The organism is Microbacterium sp. UBA1097 (genome assembly GCF_002313585.1).
GTDB lineage: Bacteria > Actinomycetota > Actinomycetes > Actinomycetales > Microbacteriaceae > Microbacterium.
In genome coordinates this window covers 1-20,177 of record NZ_DCBW01000029.1, presented here as the reverse complement: position 1 = coordinate 20,177, position 20,177 = coordinate 1, and the positions used below count along the sequence as shown (strand labels likewise).

The 20,177-nt window shown below is 65.4% G+C and carries 21 protein-coding genes; 2 read left to right on the top strand and 19 right to left on the bottom strand.

Going from position 1 to position 20,177, the window contains the following annotated elements; genetic code table 11:
- From B4F19_RS07425 to B4F19_RS07335, 19 genes are all read right to left on the bottom strand, one after another.
- Positions 1 to 1,645, bottom strand: a 1,645-nt coding sequence (locus B4F19_RS07425) for a recombinase family protein (RefSeq protein ID WP_292733772.1), incomplete at its 3' end; no start/stop codon positions are given.
- A 244-nt stretch (positions 1,646 to 1,889) separates the two neighbouring features.
- Entirely contained in the window at positions 1,890 to 2,132 is a 243-nt protein-coding gene (locus B4F19_RS07420) for a hypothetical protein (RefSeq protein ID WP_292733769.1), read from the bottom strand.
- Positions 2,129 to 2,758, bottom strand: a complete 630-nt coding sequence (locus B4F19_RS07415; RefSeq protein ID WP_414683156.1) for a hypothetical protein — start codon at positions 2,756 to 2,758, stop codon at positions 2,129 to 2,131. The genes B4F19_RS07420 and B4F19_RS07415 overlap by 4 nt, the downstream gene beginning before the upstream one ends.
- Before the next feature lie 30 nt (positions 2,759 to 2,788).
- Positions 2,789 to 3,286: a single-stranded DNA-binding protein gene (locus tag B4F19_RS07410; protein ID WP_292733763.1), complete on the bottom strand. Its 498-nt coding sequence runs from the start codon at positions 3,284 to 3,286 to the stop codon at positions 2,789 to 2,791.
- A 123-nt stretch (positions 3,287 to 3,409) separates the two neighbouring features.
- Complete coding sequence (locus B4F19_RS07405) at positions 3,410 to 5,161, bottom strand: type IV secretory system conjugative DNA transfer family protein (protein ID WP_292733759.1); 1,752 nt, start codon at positions 5,159 to 5,161, stop codon at positions 3,410 to 3,412.
- Positions 5,158 to 5,721: a hypothetical protein gene (locus B4F19_RS07400; protein WP_292733756.1), complete on the bottom strand. Its 564-nt coding sequence runs from the start codon at positions 5,719 to 5,721 to the stop codon at positions 5,158 to 5,160. The genes B4F19_RS07405 and B4F19_RS07400 overlap by 4 nt, the downstream gene beginning before the upstream one ends.
- The gene (locus B4F19_RS07395; RefSeq protein WP_292733753.1) at positions 5,718 to 7,208 is read right to left on the bottom strand and encodes an ATP-binding protein; all 1,491 of its coding nucleotides are present in this window, start codon (positions 7,206 to 7,208) and stop codon (positions 5,718 to 5,720) included. Before B4F19_RS07395 ends, B4F19_RS07400 begins: the two co-directional genes overlap by 4 nt.
- 84 nt (positions 7,209 to 7,292) lie before the next feature.
- On the bottom strand, positions 7,293 to 8,768 hold the full coding sequence (locus B4F19_RS07390) for an SCO6880 family protein (protein ID WP_292733750.1): 1,476 nt from the start codon (positions 8,766 to 8,768) through the stop codon (positions 7,293 to 7,295).
- Between the two features lie 2 nt (positions 8,769 to 8,770).
- Positions 8,771 to 10,183: a type IV secretion system protein gene (locus B4F19_RS07385; RefSeq protein WP_292733747.1), complete on the bottom strand. Its 1,413-nt coding sequence runs from the start codon at positions 10,181 to 10,183 to the stop codon at positions 8,771 to 8,773.
- A gap of 37 nt (positions 10,184 to 10,220) precedes the next feature.
- Entirely contained in the window at positions 10,221 to 10,493 is a 273-nt protein-coding gene (locus B4F19_RS07380) for a DUF6112 family protein (RefSeq protein ID WP_292733788.1), read from the bottom strand.
- Positions 10,494 to 10,727: 234 nt separating this feature from the next.
- Positions 10,728 to 11,033, bottom strand: coding sequence for a DUF6112 family protein (locus B4F19_RS07375; RefSeq protein ID WP_292733744.1), 306 nt, complete (start codon positions 11,031 to 11,033; stop codon positions 10,728 to 10,730).
- Positions 11,034 to 11,039: 6 nt separating this feature from the next.
- A complete protein-coding gene (locus B4F19_RS07370; protein WP_292733785.1) occupies positions 11,040 to 12,656 on the bottom strand; it encodes a M23 family metallopeptidase in 1,617 nt (538 codons plus the stop codon).
- Positions 12,657 to 12,677: 21 nt separating this feature from the next.
- On the bottom strand, positions 12,678 to 13,364 hold the full coding sequence (locus tag B4F19_RS07365; protein WP_292733741.1) for a hypothetical protein: 687 nt from the start codon (positions 13,362 to 13,364) through the stop codon (positions 12,678 to 12,680).
- Between the two features lie 81 nt (positions 13,365 to 13,445).
- Positions 13,446 to 14,594 carry a ParB/RepB/Spo0J family partition protein gene (locus tag B4F19_RS07360; RefSeq protein WP_292733738.1) on the bottom strand — a complete coding sequence of 383 codons (1,149 nt, stop codon included), beginning with the start codon at positions 14,592 to 14,594 and terminating at the stop codon, positions 13,446 to 13,448.
- Entirely contained in the window at positions 14,591 to 15,394 is an 804-nt protein-coding gene (locus B4F19_RS07355) for a hypothetical protein (protein ID WP_292733734.1), read from the bottom strand. Before B4F19_RS07355 ends, B4F19_RS07360 begins: the two co-directional genes overlap by 4 nt.
- Before the next feature lie 587 nt (positions 15,395 to 15,981).
- Positions 15,982 to 16,824 carry an AraC family transcriptional regulator gene (locus B4F19_RS07350; RefSeq protein WP_292733731.1) on the bottom strand — a complete coding sequence of 281 codons (843 nt, stop codon included), beginning with the start codon at positions 16,822 to 16,824 and terminating at the stop codon, positions 15,982 to 15,984.
- Between the two features lie 186 nt (positions 16,825 to 17,010).
- Positions 17,011 to 17,262 (bottom strand): serine hydrolase, encoded by a 252-nt coding sequence (locus B4F19_RS07345; protein ID WP_292733728.1) that lies wholly within the window; start codon positions 17,260 to 17,262, stop codon positions 17,011 to 17,013.
- A 71-nt stretch (positions 17,263 to 17,333) separates the two neighbouring features.
- Positions 17,334 to 17,540: a hypothetical protein gene (locus tag B4F19_RS07340; RefSeq protein WP_292733725.1), complete on the bottom strand. Its 207-nt coding sequence runs from the start codon at positions 17,538 to 17,540 to the stop codon at positions 17,334 to 17,336.
- A 156-nt stretch (positions 17,541 to 17,696) separates the two neighbouring features.
- Entirely contained in the window at positions 17,697 to 18,344 is a 648-nt protein-coding gene (locus B4F19_RS07335; RefSeq protein WP_292733722.1) for a M23 family metallopeptidase, read from the bottom strand.
- Between the two features lie 617 nt (positions 18,345 to 18,961).
- Here B4F19_RS07335 and B4F19_RS07330 point away from each other — a divergent pair.
- Positions 18,962 to 19,261, top strand: coding sequence for a hypothetical protein (locus B4F19_RS07330; protein ID WP_292733719.1), 300 nt, complete (start codon positions 18,962 to 18,964; stop codon positions 19,259 to 19,261).
- A gap of 93 nt (positions 19,262 to 19,354) precedes the next feature.
- Complete coding sequence (locus B4F19_RS07325) at positions 19,355 to 20,062, top strand: DsbA family protein (protein ID WP_292733716.1); 708 nt, start codon at positions 19,355 to 19,357, stop codon at positions 20,060 to 20,062.
- Positions 20,063 to 20,177 lie beyond the last annotated feature (115 nt).

The window sequence follows — 20,177 nt, the reverse complement described above, 5'->3', positions numbered from 1 at the left end:
GAGTCCCCTCAGGTCCACCAAACGCTTCATGTTCAAACACCGGTCCGCTTGCATGCGGGCCGGTGTTTGTGTTCCGGCTCAGCTTCGCCCTAGCGTGGTCAGCGCCGGCTGCGAAGTGGTGTGCGTCTGCGGCAAGGAGGCTCTTGAACGTGACTGTGGGTTCGGTAACGACCTGGTCCGTTGAGGTGATGTAGATCTTCTCGAAGAAGGCTTGATTGAACAGGCGGCGGATGCTGTCGGTGGCTTTCTCGTAGACGCTGTGGCAGTCGCTGGCCAGGTCGAGCGCCTGGTGGAGTTCAGCTTCTGCCTCGGCATGGTCAGACTCAGCGGCCTCAAGCCGGCTGTTCAGCCGGATGAGTGCGGGGCCGATCCGGTCCTGTTCTTCTTTGAGGAGGTCGAGGGGGATCGCTCCGGCGTAGTGCGCTTGGAGCAGTTTCTCGCGTTGAGTGAGGAGCTCACCTCGTTGCTTGATGAGGTCCTCGCGTTCGAACCGGGCTTGCGCGGTGAGGATGCTGAACTCTTCGGTTATTGACGCGCGGAGCTCTTCGACGGATGCCGGGCTGGGTTGGATGCGTGCGTAGTGGTTGATGATGAGCTGTTCGACGATGTCGACGTGCATGGCCTTGCGGGTGCAGTCGGTGGCTTTGCGGTGCCTTCCGGAGCAGATGAAGTAGGGGTAAATGATGCCCTTCTTGTTCTTCGCGTGGGTGATGAGCAGCCGGGATTCGCAGTCGCCGCAGTACAGCGACCCTTTGAGGTAGTGGTCGTGGGTCTGGGTCTTGTCGCCTGCGAGGTTGTTGGCCTTGAGTACGGTCTGGACTTGTTCCCACGTGCCGGGGTCGATGAGTGGTTCATGTTGCCCTTCGTACTCGACGTCCTCGAATACGATCGTGCCCTTGTAGTACGGGTTCTGCAGAGTGCGGTGCAGGGTGGAGACGTGGATCGGCTTTGCCGGACGGCGTGGTGTGGGTGCGGTGACGAGGCCGCGGATGGTGAGTTCATCGAGGAGGGTGTTGAGGGTCCAGTCGCCGGTGGCGTAGGCCGTGAACGCCCAGGTGATCAGTGGCGCCCGGTCGGGGTCGGTTTCCACGGTGCGTAGTTCGTAGCCGTCTGCTGTGCGGGTGCGTACGTTGCGGTATCCAATGGGGGCTTTGCCCGTGGTGCCACCGCTCATTGCCTTGGTGCGGAGGCCCTTCATGACCTCTTGGGCGAGATTGGCGGAGTACCACTCGGAGATCGACGCCATGATGCCGTGCTGGAGCTGTCCAGCGGGGGTGGCATCGATGTTCTCAGCTGCGGAAACGAGAGCGACCCCGGCGCTGGTGAGCTCTGACTGGATGAGCGCGTCATCGAGACGGTTGCGGGCGAGGCGGTCCACTTTGGGGATGATGCAGTAGTCGACGTCGTGTTCTTTCACGTACGCCAGCAATGACAGGAGTGCCTTGCGACGGGAGAGAGATTTGCCGGACTCTCCGGGTTCGACAAACTCTTCGACGACGACGGCGCCCATGCTCTGGGCTTTGCGTTCGACAGCGCGACGCTGGTCGGGTAGAGAATATCCCTCGTCTCTACCACCGCGCCGGGCTTGCTCGGTGGTAGAGACACGCAGATAAGTGACTGCAGTGGGTGCGGTAGGGGTGGGCATGATCGGTGTTCCTTTCATCAGGGTGAAGCCGCACGTCCTGATGAGAACACTGATCCCCGTCACACCATGGTGTGACGGGGAGCCTGGCCCCGAGGGAGGGGCGAAACGTTGATGGTGCGGCGCTCTGTGCGGAGCGGGTACCTAGGGCCAGTTTACCGTGCCGCCGCTTTCTCTGCGGAGGGACGATGCCCGCGGATCGCAGCGCAGTAGCCGAGGCCCCTATGGAAGGCGGACTGGCATACGCTCAGCTGGCCGGTCGCCGTGCGGAGGGGGTGTGCCGCATCGGGTAGGACGCCATCGCTTCATTGGCGGTGTCGCGATCCCCGTACCGGTGAGCGAAGACATGCCCAATGATTGCTTTGGCGAGAAGGGTGACGTCGGGATGGTGCCGGTCGTCGGTGCGGACTCCGAGAGTCCCGCCCCGTGACGCAGGAGCGGTCGCCCCGGGAGGCGCGGAGGCTTCCTTGATGGGCTGGAATTGTGTCATGGATGCTCTTCCCTGAGGAGGAAAGCGTTCTCGGCGGCAGCGCGCCGAGCGACATCGTCCATGACGAAGTCGATGAAGTCGGCGTCTCGGTCCGTGATGGGCACCTCATCGCTTGCAGGGGCGGGATCTTCGCCTGGCCAGGTGGTTTGTCTGGTGGGGCGGTCGCGGTCGAGGCGTGTGCCGGAGATCTGTACCCATTCTCGGAGCCTGGTCCGGGCGGCGGCGAAGTCGGTCATGAAGGAGATGGGGCCGGCGGCGTCTTGTTCGGGGTCGTAGCAGCCGAGCCAACGGGTGTGGAGGGCGGAGAGTTCCCAGACGAGTTCGGGGTGGCGGTGCCACATCGGTGGGATGATTTGCGCGGGGAGCGCGAATTCGTGCCGCAGCCAGTTGACCCACTCGTTGAGGGCGAGCCATTCGTGCTCGGCGTCGTCGGAGGAGAGGGTGCGCCAGTTGATGGGGCGGGGGATGGGCGGCATGTCACCGCCGCCCATCGCCGGTGTGGGGGCATCGGCCCCGACTTCGCCTTCGTCGGGGTCGTCGCCTGACTCGTCGAGATCGGGTTCGTCATGCTCGGGTTCGAAGTCGACGTCTGGATCCCCGGGGTCGGGGCTGTGGGTCGGGTCGATGTCCACCACGATCAACCTCCTTCCTGCGGATTATCGGCTTGCGGCTTCCATCGCGGGAGTCTCGGTCTCCCGCGTCGCGGTCGGGGTGGGGGAGCCGAGCTGGGCGGTTCGGTCGGGTTCCTCCCGCTCTGTCTGCCGTTCGGCTTCACGCTCCACCTGGCGTTCTGCGGAGGGTCGCCGGTCGATGGTGAAGTCGGTGATGTTGGGGTCGGGGGCGATCCGTTTGGCGACGAATTGCTCGTCGGTGCGCTCTTGACCGTTGATCTCGCGGGTGTATTCGCGGGTGTAGCCCTGGGCGATGATGTCGTCGCCCTTGACATACCGTTCGGCGGAGCGTTCGGCGGACTTCCCGAACTGGATGAGGTCGTGGTAGGTCGGGTCGAGCTTGCGGAACGACCCGTCCTGCTGGGGTTCGTAGTGGTTGATGCCGACGCGGGCGTAGAAGCGCGCCTGCCCGGACTCGGAGAACGTGAGGCGGGGGTCGGCGGAGATGAAGCCGTTGATCGCCTGCGACGTCTTGATAGCCATGAGAACTGGGGTCCTTCCTGATGAACAACGAAAATGTTTGGTGCCCCCGCGCCCTGGATTGGGCGGGGAACACCAGACAGGTGCGCTACTCGAGCCCCAAACCTCTGAGGGCAGCGGTGCCGGTTAGGTGGCGCGGATGAGCTTCTCGATGTTCTTCCGGTCGGTCTTGAGCTGCTCGGCATCCTTCCTTGATGGCCAGGGGCGCAGGTCGGTGACGATGGGGCGGGCGGTGCGGAGCATCACGACCCCGGTGCCGAAGGGGAGGGTGCGGATGACGTCCGGTGGCATGATCGGGACGCGGCGGATGGAGCGTTGCGCGGAGCGGTGCCCTTGCTCACCGATGGTGACGGAGTCGGTGATCTCGTCCCGCTCCCCGATCAACGACGACAGGTCCTGCAGATCGCGGGAGTTGGAGGCGCCGCCGAGGATGATCTTCACGATCGAGGCATCCCAGATCGCGTTCGCGTTGTTCTCGCCCCATTTCTCCCTGGCCTGGGCGAGGGACTGCAGTACCGGCAACGTCGTGATCCCCGTACCCCCGCCCTCGGCCATGAGCGTAGGGAGCGAGGGCAGGGGTGCGAGGTTCCCGATCTCATCGAGCGCGAGCAGCATCGGCGGATCAAGCCTGGTATCGGGTGAGGTAGCGGCGATCTTCCGCCCGGTCTCCACGAGGTCTTCGATGAACGCCGCCACCAACGCCGACGACGCCCCAGCGCCCGCACCCGTCGCCAACAGATACAAGGTGCCGCGATCCCTGATGAACGTCTCCGGGTCGAACTGGTCGCGAGGCCCCGGTGTGACAGCAGCAAGGACGCGGGGATCGGCGAACGCGCTGAAGGCGAGGGAGACGCCCTGCCAGATCGAGTCGCGTGTTTTCGGGTCGGCTTGCAGCATCGCATCCAACGACTCCGCCCACCCCGGAGCTGCAGCCGGATTGGACTGCATGATCCGTACCGCGTCCGCTGCGGCGGTGGGGTTGAGCGCCCATTGGTAGAGGGTGGCGGCGTCGCGGCCGTCGAGGGCGGCGGCATGGAGGAGCCCCTGGATCGCGGAGGCGGTCTTCCCCTGCCAGAAGTCACCTCCAGACACCGCGGCGAAATTCGTGGCCGTGGCAAGCCCGGTCGCGCGGATCATCGCCGTGAGCGGGTCCTCGCATCCCCGCACCGGCGACCACTTCATCCCCGCAGGCAGCCCCTCTGCAAGGTGCTGCGGGTCGAACACCGCTACCGGCCCCACCCGCTGTCGTGCACGCATCGTCGCGGTGAGGTTGTCGGGCCGAGTCGAGGTCGTGATCACCGCGCCGGGCGCGTCGAGAATCGCATTGATCACGATGTGCAGGCCCTTGCCTGAACGGGGCGGGCCGATCAGGAGGATCGAGTCCTCCACCGTCGCCCACACCTCACGCCCCTTCGACCTGCCCAACACATAGCCAACATCCGCGGCGGTCGGGTGCTCGAGGGAAGGACGGTAAGTGCTGGCACGGGAGACGAGGGTCTTCGCGGATGCGACCTTTTCCACTTCGCGTGGTGTCGCGATACCTTTCAGGAGGCGCGGGTCTTGCGCCTTGGTTTCTTTCGCGCGTGCGATCAGACGCCACACCCACCACGCCAAGGTCCCGAGCAGCGCGAGCATGAGGGCGAGGACGGCCCAGTAGACGAACGGGTTCAGGTCGGGAGCGCCGATCGCCTGGCCGGGGTCTGCCAGGGTGAACAGCACCCCGAGCCCGGTTGCGGGGCCACCGGCGGGTTGCGGATGCCCGGTGAGGAACGCGGTGATGGTTCCTGACAGGCGGAAGAGCCCGGCGAGGGCGGCGAAGCCTGCCAGGGCTGCAAGTCCCAGGTTCGTGAGGAGTTGGGAGGGCTGGTGCGGGTTCATCCGAGCCCTCCCACCACGTGCGTGGTCCCGGAGATCCGCCCGAATAGCAGCACCTCACCACCGGGCGCGAGCTCCCGGTCCTCGACCACATGCCGGACGTGCCCGTCCCCATTCGTGGAGGAGTGACGGATGATGACCGCAAGGGCGACATCCTCACCGGGAATGAAGCCCTCACTGGACGCCTCGAACAACACCGGCACCCGAGACCGTCCGGCGGCGTCGGTCGCCGGGGCCACTTCACTTGCCTCGTCAGGTACCGGTTCCGGGGCTGGGGGTGGTGGGGTGAGGACATCGGTGTAGGTGGTGCCGTCCCGTTCGATGATCTCCACCCGGACCGGCACACGCCGGCTCCGAAGGATTCCGTCGAGCATGCCACCCAGCGCCGAACGATCCACCGGATCGGCCGTGACCGGCTCCCCGTCGAGAGTGAGCGTGACGCGCTCGTCCTCGCTGACGCGAGCGATCAGATGGGGAAGCACGACAGGCACGGCCAGCTGCCCGGAGCTCTCCGGGGCGCGCTGCTTTCTAAGAAGGCGTCGTGAGGTCTCATGTTCGCTCATTTTTTGCCTCCGGTCATCCGGGTGGTGGTGTCGAAGGTGGTCAACTCGTCCGGGTGGAGCTGGTGCTGCACGACGAAGGAGCGTTCCTTGATCCGCCACAACCCCTGCCCGGTGCCCAGGCCTGGCAGGAGGGACTGTTCGGTGCCGGTGAGTCCGAGAGCTTGCGCGGTGGTGCCGAGCTGGTCGGCTTCTTGCCGGTAGATGATCCGCGTCTCCGCGTTCGCGAGCAGACTGTTCGCAAGCGAACGCATCGCGGATCCCTGATCGCCGACGTTGTCAAGGTCGGTGAGCTTGTGGAAGATCAGCATGTTCGCGATCCCGTAATGTCGAGCAAGCCGCCACTGCGCATCCATACGCTTGAGCAGCGCCGGATGTGACATCAACCGCCAGGCTTCGTCGTAGATCACCCACCGCTGCCCACCGTTCGGATCCAGCAGCGCAGACTCCATCCACGCCGACGAACACGTCATCAACACACTGATCAGCGTCGAGTTCTCCGCGACCCGCGACAGGTCCAGAGAGATCATCGGCAACGTCGGGTCGAACGCGACCGTCGATGGCCCATCAAACAGGCCCTGCAAGTCACCTGCGACCAGACGGCGCAGCGCGTGCCCGACGAGCCGCCCGTCTTCGGCGAGCCGCCCGTCGGTGTCGTCATCTGGGTGTGGGGTGAGGATGCGGTCGACGACCATCGGCAGGATCGGGACATCGTTGCTCGCCACGACCGCGGCGAGGGCCACATCGATCGAGGTGTGCTCCAACGGCGACAGCGACCGCTCCAACACCGTCTCCGCCAATGCACCGATGAGCTCGCGACGACGCGAGGCGACCTGCGTCCGCCACTCCACATCCGACAACCCGGAAGGACGGTGGCCTTCATCGAGCGGGTTGAGACGGTTGCGCAGTCCGTGGCCGAGGACGATCGCTTTCCCGCCGACGGCTTCCGCGACAGGGGTGTGTTCGCCTTTTGGGTCCCCGGGCACGTACACGCGCCGTCCGAACGGAATCGACCTCGTGTACAGCGACTTCGCCAGCGACGACTTCCCGGAACCGACGATGCCAGCGAGCACGATGTTGGGGGCAGTGATGATGCCCCGCTTGTAGAGCACCCACGGGTCGTACACGAAGGAGCCGCCGGAGTACATGTCCTGCCCGACGAACACCCCTTCCGGGCCGAGGCCCCCTTCTGCGAGGAACGGGTATGCGCCCGCGAGAACGGCACTGGTGTCCTGATGCGCGGGAAGCCGCAAACCCCGATACGACCGCAGAGCGGACGGGCCGGGTTCCCCAGCCTTCGGGAGGTAGGTGGTAGCCCGCCGCTCCGCAGCCTCCTGCTCGCGTAGGGCGCGGGCTTCGGCTTTGCGGGCGGCGGTGTCGTCGGCATGGACTTTCGCGACGGCCTTACGGCGGGCCTTGCGTTGCTTGTGGTGTTCGGACTCCGGTCCGATCAGGACACTGGAGTAGACGCGACGATTCGTGGCGTTCACGAAAAGACTCCTTCCTGCACGCCACCCAAGACGGGCAAACGGCGTGCAGGAAGGAGGTGGGAAACCCAAGCCCCAGAGGTTGGTTCAGATCGTGCGTGCCAGGGGGAGAGCGGCGGCGGTGAACGCTTGTGCTTGCTGCCCGACGAGGCGGCGGGTTTCGCAGGAGGCTTGGATCGCTGCTTGTTCGATCTTCGATACGGTCGCTTCGAGCTCTTCACTGGTGGGGGCGCTGACGGAGATGAGGCCGGTGTAGCGGAGGATGCCGTGACCGCTCGTAAGATCTGCTTCCTGTTGCAGTACGTCCTGGTATTCGGCGGTCTGCTGAGCGTCTTCGACTTGCCCGATCTTCTGCCGTTGCGCGGCGTCAGAGATGTATTCGACCTTCTTCTTCCTGATGTCCCTGGCGGCCTGGTCGGACCGGACCGGGGTGCACAGGAGTGAGAACGACCGCCGCACCCCGGACGCGAGCAGCACCGGGGAGAGGAACCCGGGATATACGAGTGACCGGGGCCATTCGCTGACCCACAGCACCGCGTGGTGCGCACTGTCAGACTTCAGCCCCTCCCAGGTTTCCTCGACGGAGACGGGGCCTGCGGTGGCGAGGTCTTGGCCGAGGTTCCCGGACCGTTCGAGGGTCGCGGCGATCGCGGGGTCGTAGGCGGAGCGGAGGATCACGGCAAGCTTTCCGGGAGTGAGCCAGTCGCTGGCTTTCAGGTCGGCTGCGTGCAGGGCCGCGGTGAGGGTGTTCATCTCTTGCCGCAGGACCGCGGCGGCGCCTCTGATGCTGCCGCCTGCGGTGCGGATCGCACGGGATGCTGCCTTCATGTCCAGGGCGATCGAGATCGTCGTCGCGTGACGTTCCCCGGCAGGCCCCGCCCGGTCGATGAGCTCCCCGTAGGTGCGCGACGTCCAGGACTCGTCCTCCGGGGTGCCGTGCTCGGCCCACCACTGCGCAAGCCCAGTCCCGGAATCGGGGAGGGTGCGTTCCAGGACCTGAAGCCGGGCAATCCTTCCGGAGCGGCAGCAGGTGGCAAGTACCCTGCCCCAGCTGGTGACGCGGCGTTCCTGCTCGCCGGGGTCGAGGAGCACGAATGCCGGATGGGTGACCTCGAGCAGTGCGGTCAGGGTCGCGGCGTGCGGGTGGTGCACCATCACCGCCCCGGTCACCGGGTCCTCGTATTGGCGAAGCGCCGCCATGTCGCCGGGGAGCGCGAGCGTGCCCGCGGGGCGGGGCTTGACGACGCGGAGCCGGTAGATCGTCTGTTTCACGGTGACGCGCCACACCCAGTGCCCGGCGATCGGGATCCACTCGACGGTTTTGCGGCCCGAGATGGGGATCCACGTGATCGCCAGGCAGGTCACCCAGATGGGGGCGGTGTAGGCGAGGATCATCCCGCCGCCGGCGTAGAGGGAGGCGATGAACACGGCCCCGGCGATGGCGACGGTGATGACCTGCGACAAGGACAGGCCGAGGATCAGGCCGCGCCGGGTGAGGCGAGAGAACTTCACCGGCGACAGCGGGTACTCGTCCTGCTTCTTGTGCGGGGATTGCTTGGCCACGGTTACTCCTTTCCCTTCGGTGCCGTGTTCGGGGGCGGCGGGCTACTCGCCTCCGGCACCGATGACGGCGCTTGCGGGTTCGGCTTCGGCGGAGTCGGGCCCTGCGATTGCGGGGTGTTCGCTGCCGGTGGTGGGGTGTCGTTCCCGGCGCCGGTGGCGTGCTGATCGGCGGCGTTCCCGATGGTCTGGCCGAGCTTGGGGCCAGCGGTCGCGGAGTCTTTCGCGACCTTCGCCGCGATGACTGCCGCCGCGACCGGGCCTGCCGCTGCCGCACCACCCGCTGCTGCACCACCACCTGCCGCGCTCCCGCCCGCGGCACTGCCTCCCCCTGCTGCAGCTCCACCTCCGGCGGAGCTGCCACCGGCTGCGCTCCCACCTGTGGTGCTTCCGCCCGCCGGGGGCTTTCCGCCGGAGGGGGCAGGTGTGTCGCCGCCGCCGTTGCTTTTTCCGTCGAGGACTTTTTGTGGTCCGTCGCCGGAGGGTTTCGGGGAGGTGGGGACGGGGCGGTTCATTGACTGCTTGGCTTCTTGTTCCGCGCTCATGGCGTGATACATGTCGAAGCCGACGAAGCTGATGAACTTGTAGACCATGTAGGGCGCGAATGCTGCGACGAACATGAGCACGATGCCCGCGATGGGGTCAGCGATCGAGGCGAGGTCGAAGTCGATCGGCTGCGACACCTGGGTGATCGCGACGAGGAACACGACGACGAGGACGAGTTTGGAGAAGATCAGGGCGATCACGAACGACGCCCACTTCCCGAACCAGCCGCGTGTAACATCCCAGTTCGCGCCGCTGATCGCGATGGGTCCGAGGACGATCGCGACGAGCAGGAGTGCTTTGCGGATCAGCAGCGAGAACCACACGATCGCTGACGCCGTGATCGCAAGACCGGCGAAGAAGATGGTGATGATCGCGCCGACGCCGGGGGCGGCGATGTTGATGCCGGTGAGTCCAGCGGCGAGGAGGGCGATCTTGTCGCCCATGTCTTCCATCGAGTTCCCGGTGGCTTGGATGATCCCGATGGTGAGTTGGTCGGTGACTTCCAGCAGTGTCGCGGTGAGGGTGATGATCAGGAACGACCCGAGCACGCTTTTCGCGAGCCCCAACGCGGCACGGGACAGTGCGGTGGGGTCGCGTCTGATGAGCCCGGTGATCAGTTGCAGGCAGAAGAAGACGAGCATGATCATCACGGCGATGCCGAAGAGGATGTTGTAGACGTCGACGTACTCCGCGGATTGCACGTCGACGAGGGTGGTGGTGTCGAAGATGTACCAGACGCCTTCGAACAGCCAGGCGGCCGCTTGCCCCATGGCTTGTGCGAGCCAGTCGAAGGGGGCCGCAACCAGGGTCGCGGCCCCCTCACCGACGGCATCACAGACATTGGAGATGACGGGAACGTCACATAACGCCACAGCAGATCCCTCCTTCCAGTGAGCCGGATCGCGGCGGTTAGACGGACTGGCCGACGTTCCAGAAGAAGTTGATGAGGGTCACGCTCGCGCCGCAGATGACGGCCGCCCCACAGGAGATAAGGACGCCGATCTTCCCCCGCCCGGCCAGATGCGGGTTGCTGCTGTTCGCGCCGAAGCCCCAGATGATCGCCGAGACGATCAGGGCGAGGACGGACAGGATCAGCCCAATCGTCATGACGGCACCGACGATGGTGCGCAGCTGGCTGATACCGGGGAGCCCGTCACTGTTCGGGTCGATGTCCACCTGCATCGGGACGAGCGCGGCGAGCTGGGGGAGGGTCTGGGCGGTCAGGTCGAGGATGACGGACACGGGGTTGCTCCTTCAATGGGGTCACAAGGCGGTACGTCCCTGTCCGTGATCGGACGGGGTACCGCACAGGTGCGACCCACACGCCCCACGACCCGCGCATCTGGTGCATGCGAAAGGGCGGGGCGGAGAACCGCGAAGGGTCTTCCGTCCCGCCCGATAGGTGCGGTGCGTGTGTTAGAGGTTGCTGCCGAGGGTGAGGAGCCAGTTCATCCACGCGACTCCTGCCCCGGCGAGGGCTGCCGCGCCGAGCGCGGTCCATACGCCGATGCGGGCTTTTGTGGCGACCTGGTGATGCCCGTTCGCCGACGCGACTGCCCAGGTGAGGGCGCAGACGATGATCATGAGCACGGCGACGATTAGCACGATCGTGAGCAGCGCCCCGATGATCTCTTCGATCTCGGTGGCACCGTTCACGGCACCGAAGTCGGGGAACACGTCAGCCGCCAGACGATCGGCGAGGCGGTAGCTGGTGTGGGGCATGCGGGATCAGCCTTCTTTCACGGAGATGTGGATGTGGTCGAAGTGGCCTCCGGTGACGTCCCCGGGGTCGTGCATGCCGCCGCCGGTGTAGGGCCGCCATCCCTCGTCTGCGCGCACGGGGGACCAGATTTTCCCCTGCCAGATGAGGTAGGAGATTCCGAGGGTGTCGGCGTTGGTTTCGAGCCAGTCGGTGATTTGCCACCCGTAGGCGGTCTGCTCGCTGCTGGGGTAGTAGCCGATCTGGTTCCCGACGGTGACATCGCACGCGCGCCCTTCCGGGTGGTCTGATTTCTGGCCGGGTCTCGGGGAGTAGCACGCCCACCCGGTGTCCGGGAAGGCGTTGCGGGTTTGGGTGACCATGTGCGCGGTGCGGGCGGTGACTTGCCCGCCGGTCCCCGACGGGTCCTCGACCATCGCGGCCCCGTCTCCGGTGTATTCGCTCGCCTCCGATCCGGTACCGGCGGGGGCGCACCCGGGACCGGTGGTGGAGCTGCCGGTGGATTCTGTGGCGCCGTGTTCTTGGAGCCACTTGTCGGCGTCGATGGATTCGGTGCCGGTGGTGCCGGGGCGGATCTCGAAGTGCAGGTGTGGGCCGGTGGAGTAGCCGGAGGAGCCGACGTCGCCGATGTGGGTGCCGGCGGTGACGGTCTGTCCTTCTGTGACGTGGATGCCGTGCGACCACATGTGCGCGTAGGCGGAGCGGACCGCTTCACCGTTCACGGTGTGCTCGATGATGACGAGCCCGCCGTAGCCGCCGTTGAACTCCGACCACACGACCCGCCCGTCAGCGACCGCATAGATCGGGGTACCGTCGGCTGCGGCATAGTCGGTGCCGCCGTGGTAGTCGCGTTCCCCGGTGAACGGGTCTGCCCGCCACCCCCAATCGCTCGTCTTCGTCCACGAACCTTCCGGGAGCGGGAACACGATCCGGGAGGTCTCCGCCACCGTCCCGGTCTCACCGCTGCCGCTGGGCTTCGAAGGGGTGGTGAGGGCGGTGAGGATCGCTTCGGCGACGGGCTGATAGTTCTGATACCGGTCCGGGTACGCGGACACTTCCACGGCTTGGGCGGCTTCACCCATATCCATCGACTGCCAGCCGGGGATATCGAGCAGGCCCCTGGGGGAGGGATAGTTGGGTCCTGTGGGACCGCCGTAGAACGCGCGTGCCTGATAGGTGGTGTCCATGAGTTCTGCGACGGTGCCCCACCCGGACTGGGGGCGCATCTGAAACAAGCCCAGGCTGTCGTGATCGGAACCATCGCCATCGTTCGGGTAGTCACCGGATTCGGGGTACGTGCCGGTGTTCGCCAGCTGCCGGAGCGTGGACTCGGTCAGCGCGGCCATGAGCGCGATCGTCACCCCGCGGGTATCGATGCCCTCGGTCTGCCCGCCGACGGTGATGATCGTGGCGGCGTGGGTGAGCTGCGTCTTGTTCAGCGTGAACGTCACCCCGTCCTTCGTCGTCACATCCAGCGAGTCCGGGATCGGCCCCACCTGCAGCGACGACCCAGTCGTGCAGGAGGCGTTCGCGGCCGGATTCATCAGCACCCCGACCGCGACAAGGACGCTCGCAGGCCCCAAGCACAACACGGCGATCGCGAGTCCAGCGAGGAGTTTCTTCAGCACGACACTGGCCCCTCTCGCTTAGCGGAGGGGGTTGTCGAGCTCGGACAGGCGCAGCACATGGCACCGGTCGAACGCAGGCTGACAGGCCAGGAACACGGTGAAGGCGACCGGGTGATCGCTGGTCATCTCATGCTCGCTCGTACCCCCGGCACGGTGACGGGTGGCGTCGATGGTGACCGCGGTCATCCCGTCGATGAGCGTCGCCGATCGGTCCTGCGCGACAGCGTCCTCCCACGCGGCAGGTACCGTCGCGTTCTCGATGGTGATGGTTTGGGAGGTGGAGTGGCCGGTGAGCTGCCGCCACACGTCCGCTGTCGGGAAATAGGTGGCGATATCGGAAGCGAGGCCCGCGGTTTCGGTCCCGGACGGGTCCGCGTCGGTAAGGAGCACCTGCCCGTAGTCGGCAGGGCGCAGCCCAGTTGCGGTGTCCCACGTGAAGAGCGCTTCAGCGACGGCTTCGGCATACCGGATCGGGTCATTCGTCCTCGGTAACGGTGCGAGGTCAGCAGGAGACGACGGTGCTGGGACTGACGGTTCAGTCTGTGAAGGTGGTGTCGTGGTCTCGGGGTTTTCGTGGGGGCGTGCGATGAGGCCGTAGATGCCGACGCCTGCGAGGGTGAGCAGGACTAGGCCTGCGGCGGTGAGGCTGATCAACAGCAGACGGCCCCGCTTGCGCGGGGCCGTGCCGGTGGTGTCCAGTGACATGAGGGAGGGTGTCCTTTCACAGCAGCGGATGCGGTCTCGCGTGTGCTGTGCAGGTGCGGACCACGCACCCCAACCCGAGGATCATCCGGTTGCTTTGAGAGGAGCGGAGGCGCGGGCGTGGGCGGCGGCGTCGAGAAACGCGGTGGCTTTCTCCCGGTGACTAGTGATCGCCTCCCACTGTTCGGCGGTCGCGTACTGCCCGACGAGGGCAGCGTCGTTGATCTCCCACCACCCCTCGGCCTTCTGCAGAATGTCCACCAACCTGCGGGAGTGATAGCGGCCACGCACTTCTTCAGCCGACGCAGACTCCTCACCGTCTACGGCCACCGGTGCAGGGGTGAGGGCGAGCTTGCGGATACGGTTGACGGCACTCGTCGCCGCTCGAGAGCGCTCCACGGGCCGGTCGATCATCAGGAGCGCTTCGAGTTCTTCGGCTGCCGCTTCACGAACCGCCGGAGTCGCGGTCTCGTTCACGGCTGTCTTCTCGAGCCAGCACACCCCGCGTAACGCCATCACCTCGTGAAAGCGGCCATGGACTTTACCGTCCGTGTTGATCTCGACGACGGCTTCCGCGGCGGCCTGACGGACGCGTTCGTCCTCGTCGTCGCTGGTTGCCAGGCGCTGCAGGGCGAGGACTTGCTCGAGCTGCTGCGACGAATCGCGGCCCGTGACGGCTTGCGCCGCCTGGACGCGGGACTTCCGCTTGGACGGTGGTTGTGATTCCCAACCACCGCCCTCACCCGACTGGCGCGAGCCGACGATCATCGTCTCCCTTACCTCGCCGTCCATGTCGGGTTCTGCGGTGTCGTCGGTGCCAGGGAGCGGGGGAGCGCCGAATCTGGTTGCGGCTTGGCGTCGGGCGTTCTCTTCCGCGAGCAGCGTCTTGTATTCGGCGTAGAGGGCGGCCTTCTCCGTCGGCGTGAGGTCTTTGCGGAGCAGGTTGTCGTCCTGGATCGCGAGGAGGGTGCGCAGCTTGTCGGACACTTCCGCTGCCACCCAGACGGGCACGGTGGTGTGCCCGAGCTGCCGCATCACTTCCAGACGCCGCCGCCCAGAGATGAGAACGTTGTCGACGGTGACCACGATCGGGCACAGCAACCCGAGCGTTTGGATCGACGTGGTCAGGTCGGTCAGGTCACCGAGCTCACGCCGGTAGGAGCGACCCAGGACGATGCTCTCGATGGGGAACTGGGCTACAGTTTGCTCGCTCGCGGACGCCGTGGTGTTCATGCGGCGGTCCCTCGCGTGAACTTGCGGGAGATGGCGGCGAGTTGCTGATCCGCGAGGAGGTCTTCGGTGCGGTCGCCGAGCAGCAGCCGCGCGAAGATCCCCAGCCGTGCGGGGTCGGCTCCGGTGGCTTCTTTCTTTGACCGCGGCCCGAGTAGCAAACGCAGCAGCCCGTTCCAGTCGCGGGCGGAGAACCCGAGCCGTTGCCGCATCGCGTCGTCTTTGCGGAGCACGTCGATCCCGGACTGGGTGCTCGCCAGAGTCGTGAGACGATGGCAGATGTATTCCACCGCGGTCTCAATGGTGCGAGAATGCCAGCCCGTGGTCACCAGGAACACCGACGCGGACCGCACCACCCTCTCCACAGCCACGGTCGGTGAGGCCGGCGGGGTCGCAGCGGCGAGCACATGGTAGAAGAACGTCTCGTAGTGGCCGGCCCGCATCGGGTACTCGTCGGGACGCTGATCAGGCCTGCGTGCCTTGTCTGTTGAGGTGAGGAGACGTTCGGCATGCACCTCGGCGGCGATGCCAAGCTCCACCGCGCGAGTGATCGCCGCCCACGGGTCCGCGGCACGGCGGATCGCCGGCGTCCGCATCGCCATGAACGCCTCATACGCAGCATCGGCGGGGTCACGGTGCCAGGACCGTGCCAGCGGAAGGTACTTCTCCTGCGCATACAGCATCAACGCGCGGGCGGCGGGGTGCGTGCGCCAGAGCCGCTCGGCGGTGAGCTGCTCCAGCAGGACACGGAGCCCTTCGCCGGTGGTGAAGTCGGGAAGTGGTTCAGATGAAGGCTCTCTCATGAGGTCAACTCCTTAGGACGAGGTGACCAATAGGTGTGTGACCGCGACCCCAAACCCTCTTCGCGGCACGGAACCGATCCTTTGCACTCGGGCGACGGGTCTGCCATGAGTGTTGCTCTTCGCTCATGCTCGACCGTCACCGCCTCCGCCAGTGGACATGCCGCAGCGAACTCGCGGCCCCCAGCTTCGGCCGACCGCCGCTGGCGTAAGTTGGTCATGACCTTCGCGAACCCGTGGCAGGTCGTGCGAGCTTCGTCCCGTATCGCCTCCATAGCCATGCGCTACTCCTTCCCAGGTCTCCCGCAAGATGCGGACGGCCTTGCGACCATGAGGTGCGCCGGGGAGATCAGCGGAGCGAGGACGGATGGCGGACGGTGTGCCGACCGTCAGGCTCCACAACGAACCCGACGTGTCTGGTCCGGTCTACTGGCCTGCGGCGCATCCGTCGAGATGCACATGACGAACGTGGGCCATTCGTGGAGAGTCACGGTTCATGCGGCGAGTAGCGGTAGGAGAGGCCGAGGTGACCCGTCGACAGCACTCTCCGCGAACCTGGTGGGAAAGTTCGTTGGGACAATGACGTCGAGTCACCGAGCTGAGTCGTTGACAGAGATAGCGTGGCCTTGTCGATCTTCAGGAACCGTGTGTGGTGTTCGTCGGTACTGTGTCGGCGTGATGCCGTAGCGGCGGCGGAACCAGTGGGATGCGACGCGCGGGTCACTCCACCCGACTTCGCTCGCGGCACGCATCACGGAAATGTCTGTTTCTTCGATGAGCCGCGCGAATTCGGTCAACCGGAGTTCAGTGAGTAGGCGCATTGGGGCGGCGCCGGCGTGCTGTACGAACATACGGGTCAGGTGGGTCCGTGAAAGTGAGAGTTCTCGTGAGAGTGCTCCAACGGTCCACGGCTCTGCGATACGCCCGCGAAGCAACTGGATCGCTCGACCGATATAGCCGATAGATCCGGTGTCGGTCAGTCGTCCATTGATGGGCGTCCACGGTGTTGTGGGGGTGTCGGATCCTTCATCAAGAAAAGTTGGCAGTAGCAGCCGCATCCATCGTGCGAGAAGCTCGAGAGTGTGAGTCGCGACGACTTCGGGCGAATGGGTCCCGCTACGCAGGACGCTCATCTGTCGCCATAGCGGCTCGACCTGCCGCAGCGCAGCAATACCCGGTGCAAGGATGATCGCGCGGCCGTCCCACTCGAGGGGGTGCACTCCTGCGACCACTCGCTCTGCATCGGGGAGGAACCATGCCATCTGGGTGCGCCAGAACCGTTCGTCGGAGTAGACGGCCCAGAAGCGTACTGTGGGCGATGGCCGAACTCGGCACCACTTGCCGGTGCCGAGTGCCAGCGACATGCCTGGGTGCAGGACGTGCCTGCTCTCAGCGGTTTCGAAGACGCAAGAGCCCTCGACGACGTTGATCACCTTCGCATGCCGGAAAACGGTACGGCTTGAGGGGATCGTGCGCACCATCTCGATGGCCGCGATGTCACCTGGTATCTGAATCGCTGGGTAGGAGACCGTAACCCCGAGGGGCGGAGGGAGCGGCAGGTCGTGCTTGGTCTCGAATAAGTCCTCTCGCGTAGCCGCGAAGCTGCGCACGGCGCGCCATCAGCGGTCGGCGAGCACGAGCACTGCCAGGGCAGTTACGAGCTTGGTAGTCGGGAAGGCGTCCACGATAGTCTCACGATTCCCGGGGGTGGCCCGCTCGGGATTGCGGTAGCCGCCCCAGAAACCGATAGCCCGCTGGCCGTCGATATCGAGCGCGATCGACGCGCCCAGCTCTTGGCTGCTGGTGACCTTGCTCTCGAACAGTTCTCTGATGCCGACGACTGAATCGGTCGCGCCACCTTCTCTAGTCATGGCGTGCTCACTTTCTATTGGGCGATGAAGAGTTGCCCGTTGATATGTCCGCTCAGGTGGGGTGTGTTGGGTCAGTTCAGATAGGGGCGCAGCACGGTGAGGCAGTAGTCCCAGACCGTCTTCTCGTTCCCGGGGTCATCCCAGCCGAGAAAACATGAAGGCCACCACCTGAATTGCGGCACCAGGGGGGTTCCACATTCCCGATAGTGTCTCGCATCCTGCTGGACACTGCCCTGTTTCTGCGAGATGTTGGCTTCGAGCTTGCCGACATAGGCCACGCCGCGAATGTACGAGATGGGGAGTGGCCCGGTAATGCGCTGCGGCCGCTGAGGAGGGACGCCTCGGGCGGATCATCCTTCCTCCCTACGGCCGTCGACGCGCTGTGCGACCTCAGTAGGTCGCTTTTTCAGTCCGCCTCCGGAGCCGAACTCATCTCACTCCACGTTCTCCCTGAGCCACGGCATGGGATCGATGGGTCGGCCGTTGATGTGGACCTCGAAGTGCAGGCAGGATCCGAAGACGTAGCCGGTTGAGCCGACGTCGCCGAGATACTGGCCGGGAGCAACGCAGTCCCCGACTTCCACCGCGCGGGTCCCATTGTTCAGATGTGAGTAGAGGGTGCTGACCGTCTCTCCGTTGAGCAGGCTCTCGATCTGAATGCTCACGCCGTAGCCGCTGTTGCTCTCGGTTGAGAGCGAAACACAGCCTTCGACAGCCGCATAGATGGGCGTCCCGACTGACGCCGCGAGGTCTTGACCCATGTGCGAGCGACCCGGACGTGAGGCGCCGAACCCGTCGCTGAGGGAGTAGGTGCCGGATGTCAACGGCATGAGAACCTGTTGAGCTGTTGGCAGGTTTACAGCTGTCGAGAGGGGCCGGCCGGACGCGACAGCGGCTGTGATCGCCTGGGCGCGAGACGCGGCGATCTCCTCCTCCGTCGTTGCGGAGAAGTCTCCGCGAGGGAGGACCTCGACGCGGATGTCTTCTCCTGCGGTGTAGGACTGTGCGTCAACGGTGACCGCTGCCTCGACCTGCTCTGGTTCCGCGTCGGATGTTCCCGGAAGGGCAGCGCCGGTGATCATCACGCTAACGGCGAGGGCGGCTCCGATCGCCTTCGCTTGTGCCCACGGGCTCAGGGCGTGTGGGCGGCGGGGAGGTGTCGCAGACGCTACTGGTACATGGGCTTCAGGTCCGTGCCACGGGATGACGGGGGCTTGGCGGGTCGCGGTGGCTTCTTGCGACCTCGGGCGGCCTTGGCGACGGAGATCGCGACGAAGGAGGGGGCGATCAGGGGAGCCAGGGTCTGTCGACGACGTCGACGCCTTTACGGATGCGTGCTCGGGTAGCCCTGAAATGATGGTGATCCTTCCGGCGGAGCAGAATGCTCATCTCGATCGCAGACCCCGATCGTTACTGATTTGTAACGGTAGATAGTCTGATTCGCTCAGGTCAAATCGGGATGCGTCTTCACAGCATCTGCTTATAGAGCAGGTTCCGCCGCCGTAGAGGAGACTCAAAAGGTCGGCACGGTACCCTTGCAGGGATGATGTCCTCGACTCAAGTGCAACCCTCAAAGGTGCTCAGCGAGCAGCTTCTGATAACGAGGATCATTACGGCAGTCGGTTTGGCTCTCCTCCTGCTTCTGGGGGCAGCGGGTGCATCACATTCCGAGAGCGAGGGGGCTTCGTCTTCACTGCTCATGGCGAGCACACTCCTCGATCCGCACGTTGCTCCGGGAGACTCCGGGACTTCCGTCGACGAGTATCTGACAGGCGCCGCCGATGCCGGCACAGCGGGCGTCCTTGTCGGGGTCGCTCTGTGCGCTCTCGGCGTGCTGTGCGGACTCGTCCTCGTGATCTTCGCCCGGATGCTCTCGCGCCGACGGGGAGTCGTGTATCTCGCTCCTCGATGGGCTGCCCCCTCGCTCGTCCCGGCACGCATCATCGTTGCCCCGACCGGGGCACTGTCGTTGACACAGCTGGGTCTTTCCCGAACCTGACATTCGGCATGCCGTCTTGTGCGGACGGCACCTCGCACCCGGGTATCCGCCTGGGGCCTGTTCCATGCCGTTTGATCCTGTTTGGAGTACTTGATGAACCCTTCTGGAAAGCCGCGCGCCACTGGTCGCAGCGCGCGTCCGATCCTGATTACTGCAGTACTCGTTGTCGTCCTCGTGCTGGGAGCGATCATCTATGTGATGATCAACAACCAAGGCTCGACGACTCCGTCACCCGAGGCACCGGAGAGCCAGACGGACGAGCCCCCGGCTGTCGTCGACGCCAGCTCGCACATCCTCGACGACGGCGGGGAAGGTGCGGTCGAGGTCGTGGAGTTCCTCGATTTCGAGTGCGAGGCCTGCGGGATGTTCTACCCGATCGTGGAGGATCTTCGCGAGAAGTACGCCGGGGAGATCACCTACGTGGTGCGCTACTTCCCGCTTCCGGGCCACTACAACTCGACGAACGCGGCTCTCGCCGCAGAGGCCGCCGCCCAGCAGGATCGGCTGGAGGAGATGTACAACCGGCTGTTCGAGACGCAGGCGGAGTGGGGCGAGGCTCAGGAATCCCGCGCTGATCTCTTCCGTGGTTTCGCCGAGGAGATCGGCCTGGACATGGCCGCGTACGACGCCGCCATCGCAGATCCGGCCACGCTCGAACGAGTCGAGTTCGACTTCAACGCGGGGCAGGAGCTCGGCGTCAACAGCACGCCGACGTTCTTCCTCGAGGGCGAGCAGCTCCAGTTGCAGCAGCTGGACGACCTCGAGAACGCCATCGAAGCAGCGGTGAACGGTGAAGAGTGATGCGGACAAGACTGTCGCATAGGCGAGCGATCGTCGTCGGCAGCGGGCAAGCGGGACTCGCGGTTGCTGCTGCTCTGATCGCGAGAGGGCTGGTGTGATGTCCAGGGACGTTGTT